This window comes from Enterobacter sp. 342, assembly GCF_036663495.1.
In the GTDB taxonomy this organism is placed as follows: domain Bacteria; phylum Pseudomonadota; class Gammaproteobacteria; order Enterobacterales; family Enterobacteriaceae; genus Enterobacter.
The window spans coordinates 20,350-39,499 of sequence record NZ_JAWUEI010000022.1 but is presented as its reverse complement, the minus strand read 5'-3'; the positions used below and the strand labels follow the sequence as shown (position 1 = coordinate 39,499).

Below are 19,150 nucleotides of genomic sequence, written 5' to 3'. Positions count from 1 at the left end.
GGATGGTTAGCGATTGATAATGACGGTAACAAGCATGTTAGACAATGTTTTGAGAATTGCCACACGCCAAAGCCCTCTTGCGCTCTGGCAGGCACATTATGTGAAGCAGCGCCTTGAAGCCTGCCACACTGGATTGCGCGTCGAGCTAGTGCCGATGGTCACGCGTGGTGATGTGATCCTTGATACCCCACTGGCGAAAGTGGGCGGCAAAGGCCTGTTTGTCAAAGAACTGGAACTGGCATTGCTTGAGAACCGCGCTGATATTGCCGTACATTCGATGAAAGACGTACCCGTCGAGTTTCCGGAAGGGCTGGGTCTGGTGACGATCTGCGAGCGCGAAGACCCGCGTGACGCGTTTGTCTCTAACCACTATGACTCGCTTGATGCGCTGCCTGAGGGCAGTGTGGTTGGCACGTCCAGTTTACGCCGTCAGTGTCAGTTGGCAGAGCGTCGTCCGGACCTGATCATTCGTTCGCTGCGCGGTAACGTCGGCACACGTCTGAGCAAACTGGATAACGGCGATTACGATGCCATTATTCTTGCGGTGGCGGGTCTGAAGCGTCTGGGGCTGGAGTCGCGCATTCGTGTGGCATTGCCACCGGAGCTGTCGCTGCCAGCCGTGGGCCAGGGTGCGGTCGGCATTGAGTGCCGTCTGGACGATGCGCGAACCCGCGCACTCCTTGCCCCTCTGAACCATGACGAGACCGCTATTCGCGTAAACGCCGAACGTGCGATGAATACCCGCCTCGAAGGAGGGTGCCAGGTGCCGATTGGCAGCTATGCTGAATTAATTAACGGCGAGCTGTGGTTGCGAGCACTGGTTGGCGCACCGGACGGTTCGCAGATGGTACGCGGTGAACGTCGCGGCAAAGCACAGGATGCCGAGCAGCTTGGCGTGTCGCTGGCAGAAGAGTTACTGGATAACGGCGCCCGCGAGATTCTGGCTGACGTTTATAATGGAGAACCCCCTGCATGAGTATTCTTGTCACCCGCCCTTCTCCCGCAGGAGAGCAATTAGTGAGCCGTCTGCGCGCACTGGGGCAGGTGGCCTGGAGTTTTCCGCTTATTGAATTCTCCCCGGGTCGGGAGCTGTCTGTGCTCGCCGACCAGATGAATACCCTTCAGGAAGGTGATCTGCTGTTCGCGCTGTCGCAACATGCCGTGGAATTTGCCCACGCACAGCTGCAACAGCAAGGTCTGACCTGGCCAACCGCCCCCCGCTATTTCGCGATTGGCCGCTCGACGGCGCTGGCTTTGCATACCGTCAGCGGTGCGAATGTGCGTTACCCGTTAGATCGGGAAATCAGCGAAGTCTTGCTACAATTACCTGAATTACAAACTATTGCCGGAAAACGTGCACTGATTTTACGCGGTAACGGCGGACGTGAACTGTTGGGTGAAACGCTGCTGGAGCGTGGAGCTGATGTCACGTTCGTTGAGTGTTATCAGCGCTGTGCAAAACACTACGATGGTGTGGAAGAGGCGATGCGCTGGTACGCGCGCGACATTAATACGCTGGTGGTGACCAGCGGTGAAATGTTACAACAGCTTTGGACACTGATACCGCTTTGGTATCGCGAAAACTGGTTACTCCGCTGTCGACTTCTGGTCGTCAGTGAGCGTCTGGCGAACAAGGCCCGGGAACTGGGCTGGCAGGATATTCGGATCGCTGATAACGCCGACAACGATGCGCTGCTGCGCGCATTACAATAACTCTCAAATGGGAAGCCATAATGACGGAACACGATAAATCCTCCGCCGTGGTTGAAGAGACCAGGGAGACTGTGGACGCGACGCCACAGCCAGAGACGAAAGAGAACATCGCTGAGAAGAAAAACGGCAGCAACAAAAAAAGCCTCGCGCTGAGCGCGATTGCCATCGCTATTGCGCTGGCGGCCGGCGTTGGCCTGTACGGTTTGGTGAAACAACAGAGTGCTAACCAGACGGCCACCAGCGACGCACTGGTGAATCAGCTTACGGCTCTGCAAAAAGCGCAAGAGACACAGAAAACCGAACTGGAAGCGGTGATTAAACAGCAGGCAACCGCACTCGCCGATGCGAACAGTAAACAAGAAGAGTTGACCAAACAGCTGAGCGATGTGCAGCAGAAAGTGGCGGCGATCTCCGGCACCGATGCTAAAACCTGGCTGCTCTCCCAGGCTGACTTCCTGGTGAAGCTCGCCGGGCGTAAGCTCTGGAGCGATCAGGATGTCACCACTGCAGCTGCACTGCTGAAAAGTGCCGATGCGAGCCTGGCAGACATGAACGATCCAAGCCTCATCACCGCACGTCGCGCGATCACCGAAGACATCGCCAGCCTCTCCGCCGTCTCACAGGTGGATTACGATGGCATTATCCTCAAAGTGAATCAGCTATCGAATCAGATTGATAACCTGCAGCTGGCAGATAACAACGACGACGACTCCCCGATGGATTCCGACGGCACCGAGCTTTCCAGCTCCCTGAGTGAATGGCGTGTGAACCTGCAAAAAAGCTGGCAGAACTTTATGGACAGCTTTATCACTATCCGCCGTCGCGACGAAACCGCCGTTCCGCTGTTAGCGCCGAATCAGGATGTTTATCTGCGCGAAAACATTCGTTCCCGCCTGCTGGTTGCCGCCCAGGCCGTGCCACGTCATCAGGAAGAGACGTACAAACAAGCACTGGATAACGTCTCTACGTGGGTACGCGCTTACTACAATACCGATGATGCGACCACCACCGCCTTCCTCGAAGACATTGATAAACTGAGCCAACAGAACATCACCATGAACGTGCCAGATAAGCTGGAAAGCCAGCCGATTCTGGAGAAGCTGATGCAGACGCGAGTGCGTAATTTGCTGGCACAGCCAGGTGTTCCGGCTGAGCAAACTGGCGGAGCCGCCCCAGCTCCTGCACCCGCGCCTGAAAGCGCACCGCAAGGAGAGTAATGATGCTAAAAGTCCTCTTACTCTTCATCCTGCTGATCGCCGGGATCGTGTTGGGTCCGATGCTTGCCGGTCATCAGGGTTACGTCCTGATCCAGACCGATAACTACAACATCGAAACCAGCGTAACGGGTCTGGTGATCATTCTGATCCTCGGTGTGGTAGTGCTGTTTGCTGTCGAGTGGATCCTGCGCCGTATTTTCCGCACCGGCGCGCATACGCGTGGCTGGTTCGTGGGTCGTAAGCGCCGCCGCGCCCGTAAGCAAACCGAACAGGCACTGCTGAAACTTGCGGAAGGTGACTATCAGCAGGTTGAAAAGCTGATGTCAAAAAACGCCGATCATGCCGAACAGCCAGTTGTGAACTATTTGCTGGCTGCGGAAGCCGCGCAACAGCGGGGTGACGAAGTCCGCGCTAATCAACACCTGGAACGTGCGTCTGAACTGGCGTCTAACGACCCGATTCCGGTGGAAATTACGCGTGTTCGTCTGCAACTGGCACGCAATGAAAATCACGCTGCACGCCACGGCATCGACCGCCTGCTGGAAATTGCGCCACGTCACCCGGAAGTTCTGCGTCTTGCTGAGCAGGCGTATATTCGGACCGGTGCATGGGGTTCACTGCTGGATATCATTCCATCAATGGCGAAGGCCGAAGTGGGTGATGATGAACATCGTGATGAGCTTCAGCGGCTGGCATGGATTGGCCTGATGGATCAGGCACGCGCCGATTTGGGCAGCGACGGTCTGAAAACCTGGTGGAAGAATCAGAGCCGGAAAACGCGTCAGCAGATCCCACTGCAGGTGGCAATGGCAGAACATCTTATTGAATGTGACGATCATGACACCGCGCAGGAGATCCTTCTCGATGGTCTTAAACGCCAGTATGACGATCGACTGGTGATGGTGATCCCGCGTCTGAAAACCAATAATCCTGAGCAGATTGAAAAAGTGTTACGTCAGCAGATCAAAACTGTCGGTGACCGCCCACTGCTGTGGAGCACGCTGGGTCAGTCGCTGATGAAGCATGGGGAATGGCAGGAAGCGAGCCTCGCCTTCCGCGCAGCACTGAAACAGCGTCCGGATGCGTTTGACTACGCATGGCTTGCCGATACGCTGGACAAGCAGCATAAGCCCGAAGAAGCAGCTGCCATGCGGCGTGACGGGCTGTTGTTGACCCTGCAAAACAACGGTACCCAGCAGTAAATAAACAGGAGGCCAAATGGCCTCCTTTTTTTATCGCCCTTCACCTGCTACATTCTTTGTACCCACACCTGCAAGCGAACCCGCCAATGTAACGATGTCTTTTCATTAACCTTTTTCACACACGCGCACATTCTGCAGCGTGGACTAAATCGTTTTTGAAAGGAAATCTTAATGAACTCGCTTTTGTATGCGCTTATTGAAGCGCTGCGCGGCCACCGCTGGCTGCGCCTGCTTGCCTGTGCTTTTATCTTTACTTCGCTGGGAAATGGTTTAACCCAGGTTGTGGTCTTCGGTTTGCTGTTATCGTGGTCAGCCCCGCCAGCACTGCTAACCCTCGCTTTTCTTTTCGCTACGGTACCAGGATTTGTCGGTAGCCTGATCGGTGAAAAGCTGTGCTCGCGCTATTCTCCAATATCTCTGCTAATACTGACCGAAGGACTGGGCTTGCTCGCCCTGCTCTTTCCCTTGTTTGGCGTGGGTTATCACAGCATTGCCGCGTTACTCGCCGTGCAATCCACTGAAGCGCTGCTCAGCGGGATGAGTTGGCCGGCGCTGACATTGCTCTTTAAGCGCGGCCTCAGTGAAGCAGAGCTACCTGCGGCAACCTGTCTGGAAACTGTGATTTTTGCTTCTCAGGTGTTGTTAGGTACCGGACTGGGTGTAGTGCTGTTCCAGAAGACATCCGTGTTTACACTGCTGGCTATTGATGCCGTCAGCTTTCTCGGGTCACTGTTAATGCTTTGGCTGACTGGGCGCCAGTTTTCTGCACCATCACTCCCGTCCCCTGATGAAGAGACAGCGCCTGCGGCGCTACGCTGGCTGACGTTGACCCGTCGGCAAAAACGCAGCCTGCTCATCCTCCCGGCGCTGGCAGCCGTCGGTTCACCGGCGATGGCGCTCCTTCCGGCACTCGTGCAACAGATCCATCCTCAGAATGCGGCGGGTCTTGCTCTGCCTCTGCTTTTCGCGAGGAGCATGGGACAACTTTGCGGCCCCATGCTGCTAAAAAGAGACAGCCTGGCGCACTTTGCTGCCCACACACCGCGAATCATCGTTTGTCTCGGCATCTTTCTGGCCGCTTATGGCATGCTTCCGTTTTTGTCCGGATGGGTGGCCTGTGCGCTGGGGATGATCTTTATCGCACATCTGGCTTCGAATGTTCTCTTTGCGGCTGGCACGTTTGCTGTTCTTAGTAGCTTTGATGCCACGCAAACCGCTTCAGCCAGTGGTAAAGCCTGGCGCTGGCAAACGCTCAGCGCCTCTCTTTTCACTGGCATCGCAGCGATGGTGGCAACCGGGGTTGGCTCAGTACAGGCACTCTATACCGTCTCGTCAGTGGCTCTGCTGACCGTTGCTCTGATCATGTGCTTTTATCGGGAGTAAGACATAAAAAAACGCCTGCTATAAAAGCAGGCGTTAAAACAGGTCTGTAAGACAACATATTTGGTGCTTCACTCAACGTTGTGTCCATGGTGTTTGATGAGGCCGAAGCGACATCTGTCAGTGGACGATAAGCACCGTAAATGGCTCTGCGTCATTCCTGAGTTTATGAGGCACTAAGGCGAACATAAGAGATGGAATGAGCATCTACACGCATATTATTGCACGTAACGTGCCAACATAACACTCCGAACTTTTACACCGCGCAACATTTTAAGATAAAAGGAAATTATGCTGTTAAGCGCCGTCTTAAGCCCTACAACGTATCGGGAAAAGGCGGGTATATGTCGCCAGGAGGAGACAACAAAACCCATAAATAGTTATTTTGTTAATTTTCAATGCGTTGTACGTCGTTGAATTGCGACAATAAAAAAGGACGCTGTCGGGGGATCACTACAGGGATAAAAAGGCGCAGAAAACAAAAAACCCCGCCGAAGCGGGGTTCAAAATTGGTCGGCGAGAGAGGATTCGAACCTCCGACCCACTGGTCCCAAACCAGTTGCGCTACCAAGCTGCGCTACTCGCCGATGTACTGCTTTTTGAATTTTTAGTTCAATTCATTTAAAAAGTCGTGGTGCGAGGGGGGGGACTCGAACCCCCACATCCTAAGGACACTAACACCTGAAGCTAGCGCGTCTACCAATTCCGCCACCTTCGCAATTCACAACTCTTTCAATAATGGGGTGGCTAATGGGATTCGAACCCACGACAACTGGAATCACAATCCAGGGCTCTACCAACTGAGCTATAGCCACCACTGTATTCTTTCACGCGGTACTGACTACTTCTCAGACCACCGCAGCTCTAGCGCCGGGACTAAAATGGCGCGCCCGACAGGATTCGAACCTGAGACCTCTGCCTCCGGAGGGCAGCGCTCTATCCAGCTGAGCTACGGGCGCTTAGCGCCGTTGCGGGGCTGGATATTACGTACCTCCGTCCCCGCTGTCTAGTGCTTTTTTGAAAAAAATGCGCGTTTGGTTATGGTTTGCACATTTTGCCGCTTATTCCTCCACTTTCTGGGTGGTGCCACGGCGGCCCAGGCCAAAAAGCTTATACGCAGCCGTCACTGCCGCCAGGAAGATCAGCCCGACAAACAGCGACATGCGGGTATCGTCATTAAAGTACATTCCGATTAATACGCAAATCAGGAACGCCATCGTTAAATAGTTCGCATACGGGAACAGAATCGAGCGGAACGGATGGCTTTCAATCGCCTTTTTGTGCGCATGGCGGAAACGCAGCTGGCTGATGAGGATAACAAACCACGGCACCATGCCCGGCAGTACGCTGGCGCTATAGACATAAACAAACACGCGCTGCGGGTTAGGAATGATGTAATTCAGGCAAGAGCCAATCAGCAGAATCACAATAGATACCGCCACACCCGCAACCGGCACGCCAGCACGTGAGACTTTACTCATCGCCGCAGGCAGCTGGTTATTCTTCGAGAGCGCATAAAGCATACGCCCGCAGCTGTACATCCCGCTGTTACAGCCTGACAACGCTGCCGTCAGGACTACAAAGTTGATGATACCCGCCGCCGCCGTGATACCAATTTTGGCGAAGGTTAGAACAAACGGGCTTCCCGTCGTGCCAATTTCGTTCCAGGGGAAGATGGTGACAATGACGAAGATCGCGCCCACATAGAAGATCAGGATACGCCACAGCACTTTACCCACTGCACTACGCAGCGTAACTTGCGGGTTTTTCGCTTCACCAGCGGTAATACCGATAAGCTCCACGCCCTGATACGAGGCCACAACGATACACAGTGCCGTCAGGAAACCCTTCCAGCCGCCAGCGAAGAAGCCGCCGTGTTCAGTCAGGTTGCCAAAACCGATGGCGTGCCCGCCGTTGCCAAAGCCATAGAAAATCACGCCCAGACCAATAACAATCATCACGATGATGGTGGTGACTTTAATCATCGCAAACCAGAACTCGATTTCACCGTAAAGGCGCACGGCTGCCAGGTTTGCCAGGGCCACCAGCCCCACGGCAATGAGCGCGGGTATCCACTGGACCATGTCCGGGAACCAGAACTGGACGTAAACCCCTATCGCGGTAATCTCTGAGATCCCTACCGCCATCCACATAAACCAGTATGACCAGGCCGTCAGATAGCCGAAGAACGGGCTCATATAACGGTGCGCATAAACGGCGAAGGAGCCGGTTACTGGCTCCAGAAAGAGCATTTCGCCCATCGAGCGCATGATGAAGAAGACAAACAGCCCGGCGATGATATACGCCAGTAATACGGAAGGGCCTGCCCATTTGAGCGTACTTGCGGAGCCCATAAACAGGCCCACGCCGATAGTGCCGCCCAGCGCTATCAGTTCGATATGACGAGCTTCCAGCCCACGCTGTAGCTCCGGTTTTTTCTCTGCCATAGATCCTCGGTTGTGTCTGCTGTTTCCCGGCTTAAGAGCGGGTATTGTTTTTTAGTGGTACTAAAATACGGTGCGAATGGTTTCTTAAATTCTGCAAAATGGCAAACGATGCATTAAAAAAATAAATGCATTGCACATATTCGCAGCAGTTTTGCAGGGGAGTTGCAGCGCGAATAGCATATCGCGCTACATTTTGATTACATTTTCCCGGTGTAGTGCCAGGCGAGATAACGCAGCAGACGGAGCTGGCGTTTAATACGTGTTGGTTGCGACAGCAGGCGGTACAGCCACTCCAGTCCCAGGTTTTGCCATACCTTCGGCGCACGTTTTACATGGCCAGTGAAGACGTCATACGTCCCGCCGACGCCCATATAGAGGGCATCCGGGCAAACCAGACGGCAATCACGCATCAGGATTTCCTGGCGCGGTGAGCCCATCGCCACGGTGACAATTTTCGCCCCGCTGTCGCGCACGCGTTCAAACAACGCCTGTCGATCCTCTGGTTTGAAGTAACCATCCTGGCTGCCGGCAATATTAACATTCCATTGACGCCGCAGTTTCTCTTCTGTCTGAGCCAGTACTTCCGGCTTGCCGCCAATCAGGAACACTGGCGTACCCTCAGCACCTGCGCGGGCCATGAGCTGCTCCCAGAGATCGGCTCCTGCCACGCGTGAAACATTAGCGCCAGGATACTTTTTACGGATTGAGCGAACCACACTGATACCATCAGCATATTTGAACTCAGCCGCTTCTATCAGGGTTTTGACTTCGGCGTTATCTTCCACCGCCAGCATCTTTTCCGCATTGATGGCCACCAGCGTCCCGGATTTCATTTGGCCGTCGGCGAAAAGAAAGTCCAGTGCGTGCTGCATGTCGCGCCAGCCAATAAGCTGCAAACCACGTAGCGCATAGCGCGGTGCAGACGTTTTATCAGTCATTACTATCCTTACTCAGACTTGCGACAGCGTTGTGCTGCCCTGCGGCTCGCGCTTGTGCACAAGCCCTGCACTGTCAAACAGCCAGTACAACAATTTGGCCAGTAACAGGCAGACGCCGAAAATGACCATGAAGAACACCACGCGCGAAACGAATGAGTCCAGCCCTTCGCGCGCCAGAACGATCATATTGAAAATGGCACCAAAGCAGAAACTGTGCAAAATGGCCGCTTTATAGCGGTTGGTCTCTTCATTACCACGCACGTAAAGCCAGTCGAACCATTTAATAATCAACCCTACGGCAACGGCCCCGGGCAGAATAAACCACGCCCCACCCATCACGACCAGAGAGCCAATCAGCGTTGGCGAGATGGCCAGTCCGGAATGGTTGTTCAGTACTTCCCAGGTAAAATAGTTCGCGGTATTGAGCACCACGCCAGGACGGTCCGGCCATAGCCAGGAAGGGATAAAGACGTAGAAGTCGCGAACGATTGGCGCCAGGCCCTGGAAATCAATCTTGTCGTAGTTTTGCAGCAGTAATGCCAGGTTTTCCCACGGTGAGAACGTATCACGCGTCAGGTAGAGGAACGTGTAAAACGCTTCATCACCCGCCACATTCATCCCATAGCGCTTCAGTGCCAGCCAGAACATCCCGACAATGCCAAACACCCCAGCCGCCACCAGCATCCACAGCGAGATCCAGCCGCGAATGATGCCGATAAACAGGAAGATGGCGAAGGCGATAATGATGTTCGCGCGCGTACCGCCCACAATCATGTAGGTCAGAATGCCGAACGCGACGGTGCTGACCAGGAAGAACAGCCACGCTTTGCTGTCCTGGCGCAGGAAGAAGATCACCAGCATTGCCGGGATGAAGAAGTAGAAGAAACGCTTAAGCGCCACGCCAGAGACTTCGGCCGAAAAAATCTGGCTGTAGGAGTGCAGCTTAAACAGCAGGAAGCCGTTATGCATGAAGAAGATACCAACACTGACCAGGGCGATGGTCATTAGCATCACCCATGTCAGGTGGGTCTCCACCCTGTTCATGGTAAAAAGCGCCCGGCGTGGTGCGGTTGCCTGCGCTGAACGCAGCCGTGTTTTATAGGTGACGTAGTAAACCGCATAGAAACAGGTTGCAGCCAGAAGTGCCTGGAGCAAAATTTCTGGCGGCGCGACGCTCACGTCAAAACGGAAGACCAGAATGCTGGTTAGCGGGAAACCGAAAAAGAACGTCAGCAAAAACAGTAATGAGAAGAACACGTTAAAGTTGAAACGCACGCGGCGGAATTCGAACCAGGTGAGCGTGGCGATAAACAGTGTGCTCAGGAGCCAAACGACCAGCAAACCGCTGAATTGCAACTGGCTCATGCTTTGTCTCCTGCTGCGATACGCAGCGCACGGTGCCACGGCGAGAGGTAATTCGGGTTGAAGAAGTCGATGGAATTTTTGTCCACCAGCGCCAGTTGTCGCTGTGCTTCCCGAACAACCTCTTCATTAAGCGCATCGGTAGTAAACAGCACCGGCAGATTCTGCTCGACCATATCTTGCCAGAACGGATTATCGCGATTAAGTACACAGGGGATCCCAGCCTGAATCAGCAAACACAGTGTGCCAATCCCCTGCTGGCGGGCAAAGATAAAATACCCGAGATCGCATTTCCTCAGCAGCGCAAGGTACTCATCAAATTCCAGCTTATTATCGAGAATTTGCAAATTCCCGGCGCTGAATAACGCCAGCCCCTGTTGGCGAACCTCGTCGATATAGGCGTCGTTGTTGAGGGGGTACCCCATCGGGACAACCACATTGACGGTATCGCCAAATTGCTGATAAACAGCCCTGAGCGCGGCAGCATGTTCGTTGCTGCGATCGCCAGAGTTACCGACCAAAATCGTCAGTTTCCCCTCCCGTGGCGTGTCGTTCCCCATAGTGTTCAGCGCCGGGTTCATTCGGGTCGGGAAATAGAGCAATTCGCCGCGCACATCAGGATGCTGTTTCGCAAAATAATTCAGATCGCCTCGGGTGGCAAAAACACAGCCCACGCGTCCCTGCGCCATGCGACGCAGCGGGTAGAAAAGCCGGAATTTCCAGCCGCGGGAAACCTCGTAAAGATCGGCCCCCCAGATATGCCAGCTGCACTGGGAGGGTTTAATTCCGCCGCTTAACAGTGCCATCCACAGACCGGTATTAAACTGCCCGTGGAAGAAGAAGCGTTGCTCACGATCTGCTTTGGCTTTGGCAACGACCGCCTTCGCCAGCGTGGCCTTATCCGGCCAGAATTCGATTGTCAGCGCCGGAAACGCCTCGCTCAGGCCCTTATCCTGACCTGCAACCATAAATTCACGTGCATCAGGATCACCCGATGCCAGCTCATCGTTAAAGAACCGCAAAACGGTCTGGTTATGGTGTGGGATATCCGATCCCAGGATGTGAATCAGTGCAGTCATGCGCGTTTACGCCAAAGTAAAAATACGCCGCAACAGGCAGCAAAATAAACGATATAGGTTGCCATGTAGGCCTGAGCCGCTCCCAGCGCCCCGTGTGCGGGGATCAGCCAGTGCGAGAACACCGTCAGGAGCGTAAACTGGCTAATCTCAGCCAGGATATACAAACGCAGCGAGGCTTTCGCAATCACCAGATAGCCAAAAACGTAAGCCCCCACTTTCAGTACATCCCCCACCAGCTGCCAGGCAAAGAGATCGCGCATGGCGGTAAACTTCGCTGAGAAAAGCAGCCAGATGGCAACATCGCGCAATAACCAGACGGTAAAACTCGCGGCCGCCACAGCCGGCAACACAAAGCGCAGAGATCGAAAAATCTCACGGGTAATATCCTGCCTGGACGTCAGGCGCGATAAGGTTGGCAGTAAATAAACGCTAAAGGAAGCCGTTATAAACTGGAGGTAGGCGTCGGAAATGCTACTTACGCCCTGCCAGATACCGACCTCATCCCAGCTATAATGCGCCGCCAGCAGGTTTCGCATCATTACGTAGGCCACGGGTAACGTGACGGAGGTGATGAGCGCCATCAGGGTAAATTTACCCAACTGGCTGGCAAGAACCTTGTCCCACTGAGGTTTCAGGTAGCTCAGAGGAATGACGCCACGACGCATCAGCATAAACGCGGCAGGAACAACAACCAGCGCCGGAACCAGCGCCAGCCCCAGCAGTGCGCCTTCATACCCCCCAAGGCGATAGCAGAAGTAATAGGCAATAACACCGATGACGCTCCCCAGGATTAACGCAAGGGCGTTCCCGGCAGCATCACGAAAGCCTTTCATCAGCGCCAGTAGCAGGTTAGCCCAGGCAATGCCCATCTGAACCAACGCAACCAGACGCACCAGCCCCTGATATTGAGTATGCCCGAACAATCCCTGACTAATAGGGGCTGCCGCCAACAGAAATACAACCGCCAGCAGAGTCGAAAAAACAGATACCATTGCCGAAGAGGTACCAACTACCCTACGGAGCTGGGCAGCATCATCATGGTACTGCGCAACGTATTTGGTCACGCCGTTAAAAATACCGGCACCGGCCAGCACCCCAAGGACGGTAACAAGCTGGCGGAAATTACCTGCCAGCCCCACACCTGAAGGGCCAAATGAAACGGCCAGCAGCTTGACGACCAACAGCCCGGCGCCAATTTTTACAAGTGTGGACGCGGCGGTCCACACCGATGCTTTTGCCAGAGACATATCAGCCGAAATAACTCAGAAGGGTATTAATCACCGTACGCTGGTTAACCGGCGCGAGGTTATAGAAGAGTGGTAAGCGAAGCAGACGCTCACTTTCTTTGGTGGTGTAACGATCTTCACCTGCGAATACCCCAAACTCCTCACCCGCCGGGCTGGAGTGCAGCGGAATGTAGTGGAACACCGCCATAATTTCGGCTTCTTTCAGCCAGGCAATAAGCTTGCTGCGATCGTCGTTATCGCGCAGCTTAATGTAGAACATGTGCGCGTTGTGTACGCAATCAGCCGGGATCGTTGGCAGTTCAATACGTCCGGCTTTTGCCAGAGGCTCAAGCGAATCGTAATACGTTTGCCAAAGGGTCAAACGCTGGAGGTTGATACGTTCCGCTGCTTCCAGCTGCGCCCACAGATAGGCCGCCTGCAGATCCGCCATCAGATAGCTTGAGCCAATATCGCGCCAGGTATATTTGTCGACCTGGCCACGGAAGAACTGGCTACGGTTGGTGCCTTTTTCGCGGATCACTTCCGCACGCTCCACCAGAGCCCGGTCATTAATCAGCGTCGCCCCACCTTCTCCACCTGCGGTGTAGTTTTTGGTTTCGTGGAAGCTAAAGCAGCCAATATGGCCGATAGTCCCCAGCGCACGTCCTTTGTAAGTGGACATCACACCCTGGGCGGCATCTTCCACCACAAACAGGTTATGTTTTTTGGCGATCGCCATGATGGTGTCCATTTCACAGGCCACACCCGCGTAGTGAACTGGAACAATTACACGTGTTTTGTCGGTGATTGCCGCTTCAATCAGCGTCTCGTCAATGTTCATGGTATCCGGGCGGATATCCACAAAGACGATTTTCGCCCCGCGCAGAACAAACGCGTTAGCCGTGGAAACGAAGGTGTAGCTCGGCATAATCACTTCATCGCCAGGCTGGATATCCAGCAATAGTGCTGCCATTTCCAGTGATGCCGTACAGGACGGGGTCAGCAGAACTTTGGCACTGTGAAAACGCTGTTCCATCCACTGCTGGCAGCGACGGGTAAACCCACCATCACCGCAGAGTTTGCCGCTGCCCATAGCAGACTGCATATAGTCAAGTTCGGTTCCCACGACGGGTGGTGCGTTAAATGGAATCATCTTGTCACCTGTATAACCAGTAGGCGGTGGCGTCGATGTTGGCACCACTCGCAATATAACGTTTAAGCGCGGCAGTATTACCCACCTGGGTCGCCACCCGCAGCGTCGAGACCTGTTGTTGCTGCGCCCAGTGAAGCGCCGCCTGCATGAGCTTTTCACCCATGCCACGCCCGGCTAATAAGCCAATACGCGCCTCGCGCTCGTTGAGCTTACGCAGCGAGACAAATCCCTGAATTTGCCCGTCCACGGCACGAAAAACCAGGCAGACATGGTCAAAGGTCCCTTTGACCGCATTCTCCACCCACTGGGCGTAGAAACGTCCGCTATCGTCAGGCGCGTACCAGGGCGTGCGAAAACGGCTCTGAGCAAATGCCCGAACCGCCATCTGACGCAGCACGGGAATATCCTGTTCCGCTGCAAATTCCGCGCCTGACGCATCATGCCGGGTGAGCGTTATAGAAAGATCGACCTCACCTTCAACCAGCTTAAAGCCGTGTTGCTGGAGCGCATCCAGCAGGTCAGCACGGTCTGCTGGGATCTTAGCCTGAACCCTCTGCCAGGCAGTAAAGTCAGATTCCGTCAGTGCCGGCGCATCATCTCGCAGACGCGCAATGGCCGAGGGTAGACCGAAAAAGGTACTCTCCCAGTGCAGAGGTTCAAGTACCCCATTCAGGCTACTCAACGCCAGACACCTTTGGTATCAACGATATACTGCTGACGAACAGTATCACCGGATGTTGCTTTAAATTCTTTATGATCCACCAGCAGCACCAGCACATCCGCCGTCGCCAGCGCATCCTCCAGCGCGGTCAGCGTACAGTGCCCCGCCAGTTTTGCCGGCAGCGCATGAATATTCGGTTCGACCACCAGCGTTTCGCCCTTGTGCCATCCAGCAATCATCTCAGCAATTTCCATTGCCGGGCTTTCACGCAAATCATCAATGTTCGGTTTGAATGCCAGGCCAAAGCAGGCAATTTTCAGTTCACTGGCGCGCTTGCCGCTCTCAGCCAGGCAATCCGCAACCGTGGATTTAACCTGATTGAGTACCCAGTGAGGCTTGCTGTCGTTCACTTCACGCGCGGTGCGAATCAGACGTGCCTGCGCCGGGTTTTGCGCCACGATAAACCACGGATCGACGGCGATACAGTGACCGCCCACGCCAGGTCCTGGCTGCAGAATGTTGACGCGCGGATGGCGATTCGCCAGGCTGATTAACTCCCAGACGTTAATCCCCTGATCGGCGCAGATCAACGACAACTCATTCGCAAACGCGATGTTCACGTCACGGAAGCTGTTTTCTGTCAGCTTGCACATTTCCGCCGTACGCGAGTTAGTCACCACGCATTCGCCTTCAAGGAAAATCTTGTACAGCGCGCTGGCGCGAGCGGAACAAACGGGCGTCATACCGCCAATTACGCGGTCGTTTTTAATCAGCTCGACCATGACCTGCCCCGGCAGCACGCGCTCCGGACAGTAGGCAATATTGATATCGGCCTGCTCACCCGCCTGCTGCGGGAAGCTTAAATCAGGTCGTGCTTCTGCCAGCCACTGTGCCATCTGCTCGGTTGCCCCAACCGGAGAGGTCGACTCCAGGATCACCAGTGCCCCTTTCTTCAGGACAGGTGCAATTGACTTCGCTGCGGCCTCGACGTAAACCATGTCGGGCTCATGGTCGCCTTTGAATGGCGTTGGAACAGCAATCAGATATGCATCGGCTTCAACGGGTGTGGTACTGGCGCGCAGGAATCCCCCATCAACGGCCTCTTTGACCACGCGGTCGAGATCAGGCTCCACAATATGAATTTCGCCACGGTTAATGGTTTCTACCGCGCGCGCGTTGATATCCACACCAACGACCTGCTTTTGACGAGAGGCAAACGCTGCCGCAGTGGGCAAGCCAATGTAGCCAAGACCAATGACAGAGATGGTAGTAAAACTCATAACGATATCCGATTGTGTTTAAGTGCATGCAAAATACGACCACAAGCCTGCCCGTCTCCATACGGATTATGGGCCCGGCTCATCGCCTGATACTCTTCATCGTCGTGCAGCAGGCGCGTGACCTCTTCGACGATCAACTTTGTGTCGGTTCCGACCAGACGTACCGTACCCGCTTTGACGGCTTCCGGACGCTCGGTCGTTTCACGCATCACCAGAACAGGCTTGCCGAGGGACGGCGCTTCTTCCTGAATGCCACCTGAATCAGTGAGGATCAGCCAGGCATGATTCATCAACCAGACAAACGGCATGTAATCCTGAGGTTCAATCAGAAGGACATTTTCTACATGGCCCAGGATACGGTTGACGGGTTCGCTCACATTAGGATTGAGATGTACCGGATAGACAATCTGTACATCGTCGTTCTGCGCGGCGATTTCAGCCAGTGCATGACAGATTTGCTCAAAGCCCCGACCAAAGCTTTCACGACGGTGGCCGGTGACCAGAATGGTTTTTTTGCCATTATTCAGGAACGGATAGCGGGCTGCGAGGTCCTTCTGCAGATCGCTGTTTGCCAGTACGCGATCGCGTACCCAGATCAACGCATCAATGACCGTATTGCCGGTCACAAAAATTTTATTATCGGCAATATTTTCACGCAGCAAGTTCTGACGCGAGTTTTCGGTTGGCGCAAAGTGGTACATGGCCAGATGACCGGTTAGCGTACGGTTGGCCTCTTCCGGCCATGGGGAATAAAGGTTGCCGGTACGCAGACCCGCCTCAACATGACCGACGGGAATACGCTGGTAAAACGCAGCCAGACTTGTCGCCACGGTGGTAGTGGTGTCACCGTGAACCAGCACGACGTCAGGTTTGAATGACTCCAGGATCGGCTTGAGCTCTTGCAGAATACGGCAGGTTATCTCGGTCAACCCTTGCCCCGGCTTCATAATATTAAGGTCATAATCCGGGACGATGGAAAAGAGCGTTAAGACCTGATCAAGCATCTCACGGTGTTGGGCAGTGACGCACACTTTCGCTTCAATATCAGGATCATTGGCCAGCGCGTGAACCAGAGGTGCCATCTTAATGGCCTCCGGCCTGGTGCCAAATACGGTAAGTACTTTCACATCGATTCTCTTCGATTAGACGATGAAGACCGTAGCCTTCATCGTAGACGGCGTTCTTAGTTTGTGCGACGACGCGTTAACGCCACGCCAGCGCCCGTCAGTGCGCCTACAATCCCCCACATAATCATCAGGAATGCACGACGCGGACTATCGCGTTTTACAGGTTCTTCAGGCGTTCGCAAATAACGATAGGTCTGAAAACGCGGGTCCAGCGTTGGACCAACATTCAGGGTAGTGAGCATCGCGCGGTTTTGATCGTAGTCGAGGTCAAAATCAGGGCCCACGGCCTGAAGGTTTTCCAGACGAGCCTGCAGCATTGGGCGACCGAGCAGGAACATTTCAGAATCAGGCAGTTCATCCGCCGGGACATCCGTTTCGCTGCGGGAAATATTACGCTGCTCCGCAATTTTCAAAGCCTGCTCAATATTGTGTACGCGGCGGGAGAAAATGGCTTGTGCCACCTCTTCCTGACGTTTTACCTGGGCTTTCATCTGGATGGTACGGGCCGCCCAGGCACCTTTAAGCTCTTCATTGAGATGGCTTGCAGCACGCTGGCTGGCAAAAGCAACGTACTGACGCAACAGGTTATTAGCATCCGGTGCCGTTTCCGCAACCAGTTTGACGCTGTCATTAACGTTACGCAGCGCATCACCCGGCGTAAACTGGATGTTGTTTATCAGGTCATCCAAAAACGCGGCATCCGCTTTGCTGTTGCCCACCATACGCTGCTTGTAATAATCCGTCTGACTCCAGAAATCGCGGCGTGTATCCCACGAGGCCAGTTGCATCACAAACTCTTTGTACGCCTCATCCATGACGGAAGCCTGATCGGGTGTCGCCAGATTCGCCTTGATATCCAGGTTACGCAGGAACTGCTGCTGGGAATAAAACCCGCCGAGCATGTTAACCGTTGGTCTGTCTGTAATTGCCGTGGCGCTCCACTCTTGTTTTGCAAAGAAGGTGTAGGCCAGCGCTAACAGTGCGAACCCCAGCGCGATCCCCGCAATCCAAAGTTTGCCTGCCCATAACACGCGAAACAAACCCCGAATATCCAGTTCATTCTCAGTTACCACTGATTTCGCTCCCGCCAACGGTTGAGTCATCATAGTCCCGGTTTTACTTAGTTAATGTTGTGTTTTTGTCATTGTTACGACGCATCCTGCGTTTCAGACGTTTAATGAATCGCGCCACTTTCCATGCGCGCTTAATACAGTAGCCGTACAGGAAAAATGCTAGCAAGAATAATACCAACATTACCCACTCAGGGACAAAATGTGCATATTCCGCCGTCACCCCAATCCCAGCTAGAATAGCAGCCGCCAGCGTAATAAGCACAAATGCCTGTCGGGAAGTGAATCCGGCTCGCATGATCAAATGATGAATGTGTTGCCGGTCAGCAGAGAAAGGACTCATCCCTTTACGCAGGCGGCGATACATAATCGCAACCATATCCATTAATGGGATGGCAATAATCCATAATGCCGTTACCGGACTAATAGGATGAACATCACCCTGAGTGGTTTCCAGTAAGATCCAAATGATTGTAAAGCCGATAAGCGTGCTGCCCGCATCCCCCATGAAAACTTTATAGCGTCGCCCCAGTGCGCCAAGGTTTAACAAAATATAAGGCAGAATGGCCGCAATCATGGCAAAACACCACATAGCGAGGCTATATTGTCCATCGAACCACAAAATGAAACCAATTGCGGCAAATGAGACGCAGGACAGCCCTCCCAGCAAACCATCAATGCCATCAACCATATTAAACGCGTTGATCGCAACCCACACAGCGAATAGGGTCAAAAAATAGCCAAATGGGCCAAGCTCCATCTCCCATGAGCCAAAAATATAGCCCAGGCTACTCAAGTGCAATTTTGCGAACACCATCATTGTAATGGCGACCGCTGCCTGAACGAAGGCGCGAATTTTGACGCTAATGTCGTACCTATCATCAAGAGCACCAATAACTACAAGAACGGCGGCACAAGAGAGATACAACCTGGCATGCGGGATATAGTAATCTGCGATAGTAAACGTGAAACCGATCCCCGCGAAAACAGAGATCCCCCCCACCAAGGGGATCATACCTTGATGACGCTTACGGAAGTTGGGTTTATCCACTAATCCCAGATATTTCGCCACCTTACGCGCAAAAAACAAAAAGCAGGTGGTAAACAAGAAAATACTGGTTAATTCAGTAAACGTATCAAGTAGGTTCACAATGGATGTTCTCAACAAATGTTAGTCGAGGAAGTATAACCATCTAGGCACTTAGCCTGAAGTTATAAAGCAAACCTCTTATAGTTCCATTTGTTTATTATTCAAGCTATTAATGTTTTTACTGTGCGAATTATCTTATTGTCGC

At 53.7% G+C, this 19,150-nt stretch carries 16 protein-coding genes and 4 tRNA genes; 5 read left to right on the top strand and 15 right to left on the bottom strand.

All coding sequences use genetic code 11. The annotated features are described in order from the left end of the window. The first annotated feature begins 34 nt into the window (after nucleotides 1-34). From hemC to V6E55_RS17100, 5 genes are all read left to right on the top strand, one after another. Entirely contained in the window at nucleotides 35-976 is a 942-nt protein-coding gene (gene hemC / locus V6E55_RS17120) for a hydroxymethylbilane synthase (RefSeq protein WP_147279812.1), read from the top strand. Beyond that, nucleotides 973-1,713, top strand: coding sequence for a uroporphyrinogen-III synthase (hemD, locus tag V6E55_RS17115; RefSeq protein ID WP_129994757.1), 741 nt, complete (start codon nucleotides 973-975; stop codon nucleotides 1,711-1,713). The genes hemC and hemD overlap by 4 nt, the downstream gene beginning before the upstream one ends. Before the next feature lie 20 nt (nucleotides 1,714-1,733). Further along, nucleotides 1,734-2,930, top strand: a complete 1,197-nt coding sequence (gene hemX / locus V6E55_RS17110; protein ID WP_316943472.1) for a uroporphyrinogen-III C-methyltransferase — start codon at nucleotides 1,734-1,736, stop codon at nucleotides 2,928-2,930. A 2-nt stretch (nucleotides 2,931-2,932) separates the two neighbouring features. Beyond that, nucleotides 2,933-4,132, top strand: coding sequence for a protoheme IX biogenesis protein HemY (hemY, locus tag V6E55_RS17105; protein ID WP_114979867.1), 1,200 nt, complete (start codon nucleotides 2,933-2,935; stop codon nucleotides 4,130-4,132). A 171-nt stretch (nucleotides 4,133-4,303) separates the two neighbouring features. Then, entirely contained in the window at nucleotides 4,304-5,515 is a 1,212-nt protein-coding gene (locus V6E55_RS17100) for an MFS transporter (protein ID WP_316943471.1), read from the top strand. Between the two features lie 507 nt (nucleotides 5,516-6,022). Here the strand turns inward: V6E55_RS17100 and V6E55_RS17095 are convergent. The 15 genes from V6E55_RS17095 to wecA all read right to left on the bottom strand — a co-directional run bounded on the left by V6E55_RS17095 (nucleotide 6,023) and on the right by wecA (nucleotide 19,005). Continuing rightward, nucleotides 6,023-6,099 (bottom strand) — tRNA-Pro (locus V6E55_RS17095). Between the two features lie 45 nt (nucleotides 6,100-6,144). After that, nucleotides 6,145-6,230: transfer RNA gene (locus tag V6E55_RS17090), tRNA-Leu, on the bottom strand. A 21-nt stretch (nucleotides 6,231-6,251) separates the two neighbouring features. Further along, a tRNA-His gene (locus V6E55_RS17085) sits at nucleotides 6,252-6,327 on the bottom strand. A 67-nt stretch (nucleotides 6,328-6,394) separates the two neighbouring features. Then, nucleotides 6,395-6,471: transfer RNA gene (locus tag V6E55_RS17080), tRNA-Arg, on the bottom strand. Nucleotides 6,472-6,573: 102 nt separating this feature from the next. Beyond that, complete coding sequence (gene thrP / locus V6E55_RS17075) at nucleotides 6,574-7,959, bottom strand: bifunctional threonine/serine APC transporter ThrP (protein WP_114979865.1); 1,386 nt, start codon at nucleotides 7,957-7,959, stop codon at nucleotides 6,574-6,576. A gap of 197 nt (nucleotides 7,960-8,156) precedes the next feature. After that, the gene (wecG, locus tag V6E55_RS17070) at nucleotides 8,157-8,897 is read right to left on the bottom strand and encodes a lipopolysaccharide N-acetylmannosaminouronosyltransferase (protein ID WP_114979864.1); all 741 of its coding nucleotides are present in this window, start codon (nucleotides 8,895-8,897) and stop codon (nucleotides 8,157-8,159) included. 12 nt (nucleotides 8,898-8,909) lie between these two features. Then, entirely contained in the window at nucleotides 8,910-10,262 is a 1,353-nt protein-coding gene (gene wzyE, locus V6E55_RS17065; protein WP_236920346.1) for an ECA oligosaccharide polymerase, read from the bottom strand. Beyond that, complete coding sequence (locus tag V6E55_RS17060) at nucleotides 10,259-11,338, bottom strand: TDP-N-acetylfucosamine:lipid II N-acetylfucosaminyltransferase (RefSeq protein ID WP_236920347.1); 1,080 nt, start codon at nucleotides 11,336-11,338, stop codon at nucleotides 10,259-10,261. Before V6E55_RS17060 ends, wzyE begins: the two co-directional genes overlap by 4 nt. Then, the gene (wzxE, locus tag V6E55_RS17055; protein ID WP_236920348.1) at nucleotides 11,335-12,585 is read right to left on the bottom strand and encodes a lipid III flippase WzxE; all 1,251 of its coding nucleotides are present in this window, start codon (nucleotides 12,583-12,585) and stop codon (nucleotides 11,335-11,337) included. Before wzxE ends, V6E55_RS17060 begins: the two co-directional genes overlap by 4 nt. Before the next feature lies 1 nt (nucleotide 12,586). Beyond that, nucleotides 12,587-13,717, bottom strand: coding sequence for a dTDP-4-amino-4,6-dideoxygalactose transaminase (gene rffA / locus V6E55_RS17050; RefSeq protein ID WP_236920349.1), 1,131 nt, complete (start codon nucleotides 13,715-13,717; stop codon nucleotides 12,587-12,589). A gap of 4 nt (nucleotides 13,718-13,721) precedes the next feature. Then, nucleotides 13,722-14,399, bottom strand: a complete 678-nt coding sequence (gene rffC / locus V6E55_RS17045; RefSeq protein WP_114979859.1) for a dTDP-4-amino-4,6-dideoxy-D-galactose acyltransferase — start codon at nucleotides 14,397-14,399, stop codon at nucleotides 13,722-13,724. Further along, the gene (wecC, locus tag V6E55_RS17040; RefSeq protein WP_236920350.1) at nucleotides 14,396-15,658 is read right to left on the bottom strand and encodes a UDP-N-acetyl-D-mannosamine dehydrogenase; all 1,263 of its coding nucleotides are present in this window, start codon (nucleotides 15,656-15,658) and stop codon (nucleotides 14,396-14,398) included. The genes rffC and wecC overlap by 4 nt, the downstream gene beginning before the upstream one ends. Further along, nucleotides 15,655-16,785 carry a non-hydrolyzing UDP-N-acetylglucosamine 2-epimerase gene (gene wecB / locus V6E55_RS17035; RefSeq protein ID WP_236920351.1) on the bottom strand — a complete coding sequence of 377 codons (1,131 nt, stop codon included), beginning with the start codon at nucleotides 16,783-16,785 and terminating at the stop codon, nucleotides 15,655-15,657. The genes wecC and wecB overlap by 4 nt, the downstream gene beginning before the upstream one ends. A 56-nt stretch (nucleotides 16,786-16,841) precedes the next feature. Next, nucleotides 16,842-17,888: an ECA polysaccharide chain length modulation protein gene (gene wzzE, locus V6E55_RS17030; RefSeq protein ID WP_114979856.1), complete on the bottom strand. Its 1,047-nt coding sequence runs from the start codon at nucleotides 17,886-17,888 to the stop codon at nucleotides 16,842-16,844. A 13-nt stretch (nucleotides 17,889-17,901) separates the two neighbouring features. Next, the gene (gene wecA, locus V6E55_RS17025; RefSeq protein WP_316943469.1) at nucleotides 17,902-19,005 is read right to left on the bottom strand and encodes a UDP-N-acetylglucosamine--undecaprenyl-phosphate N-acetylglucosaminephosphotransferase; all 1,104 of its coding nucleotides are present in this window, start codon (nucleotides 19,003-19,005) and stop codon (nucleotides 17,902-17,904) included. Nucleotides 19,006-19,150 lie beyond the last annotated feature (145 nt).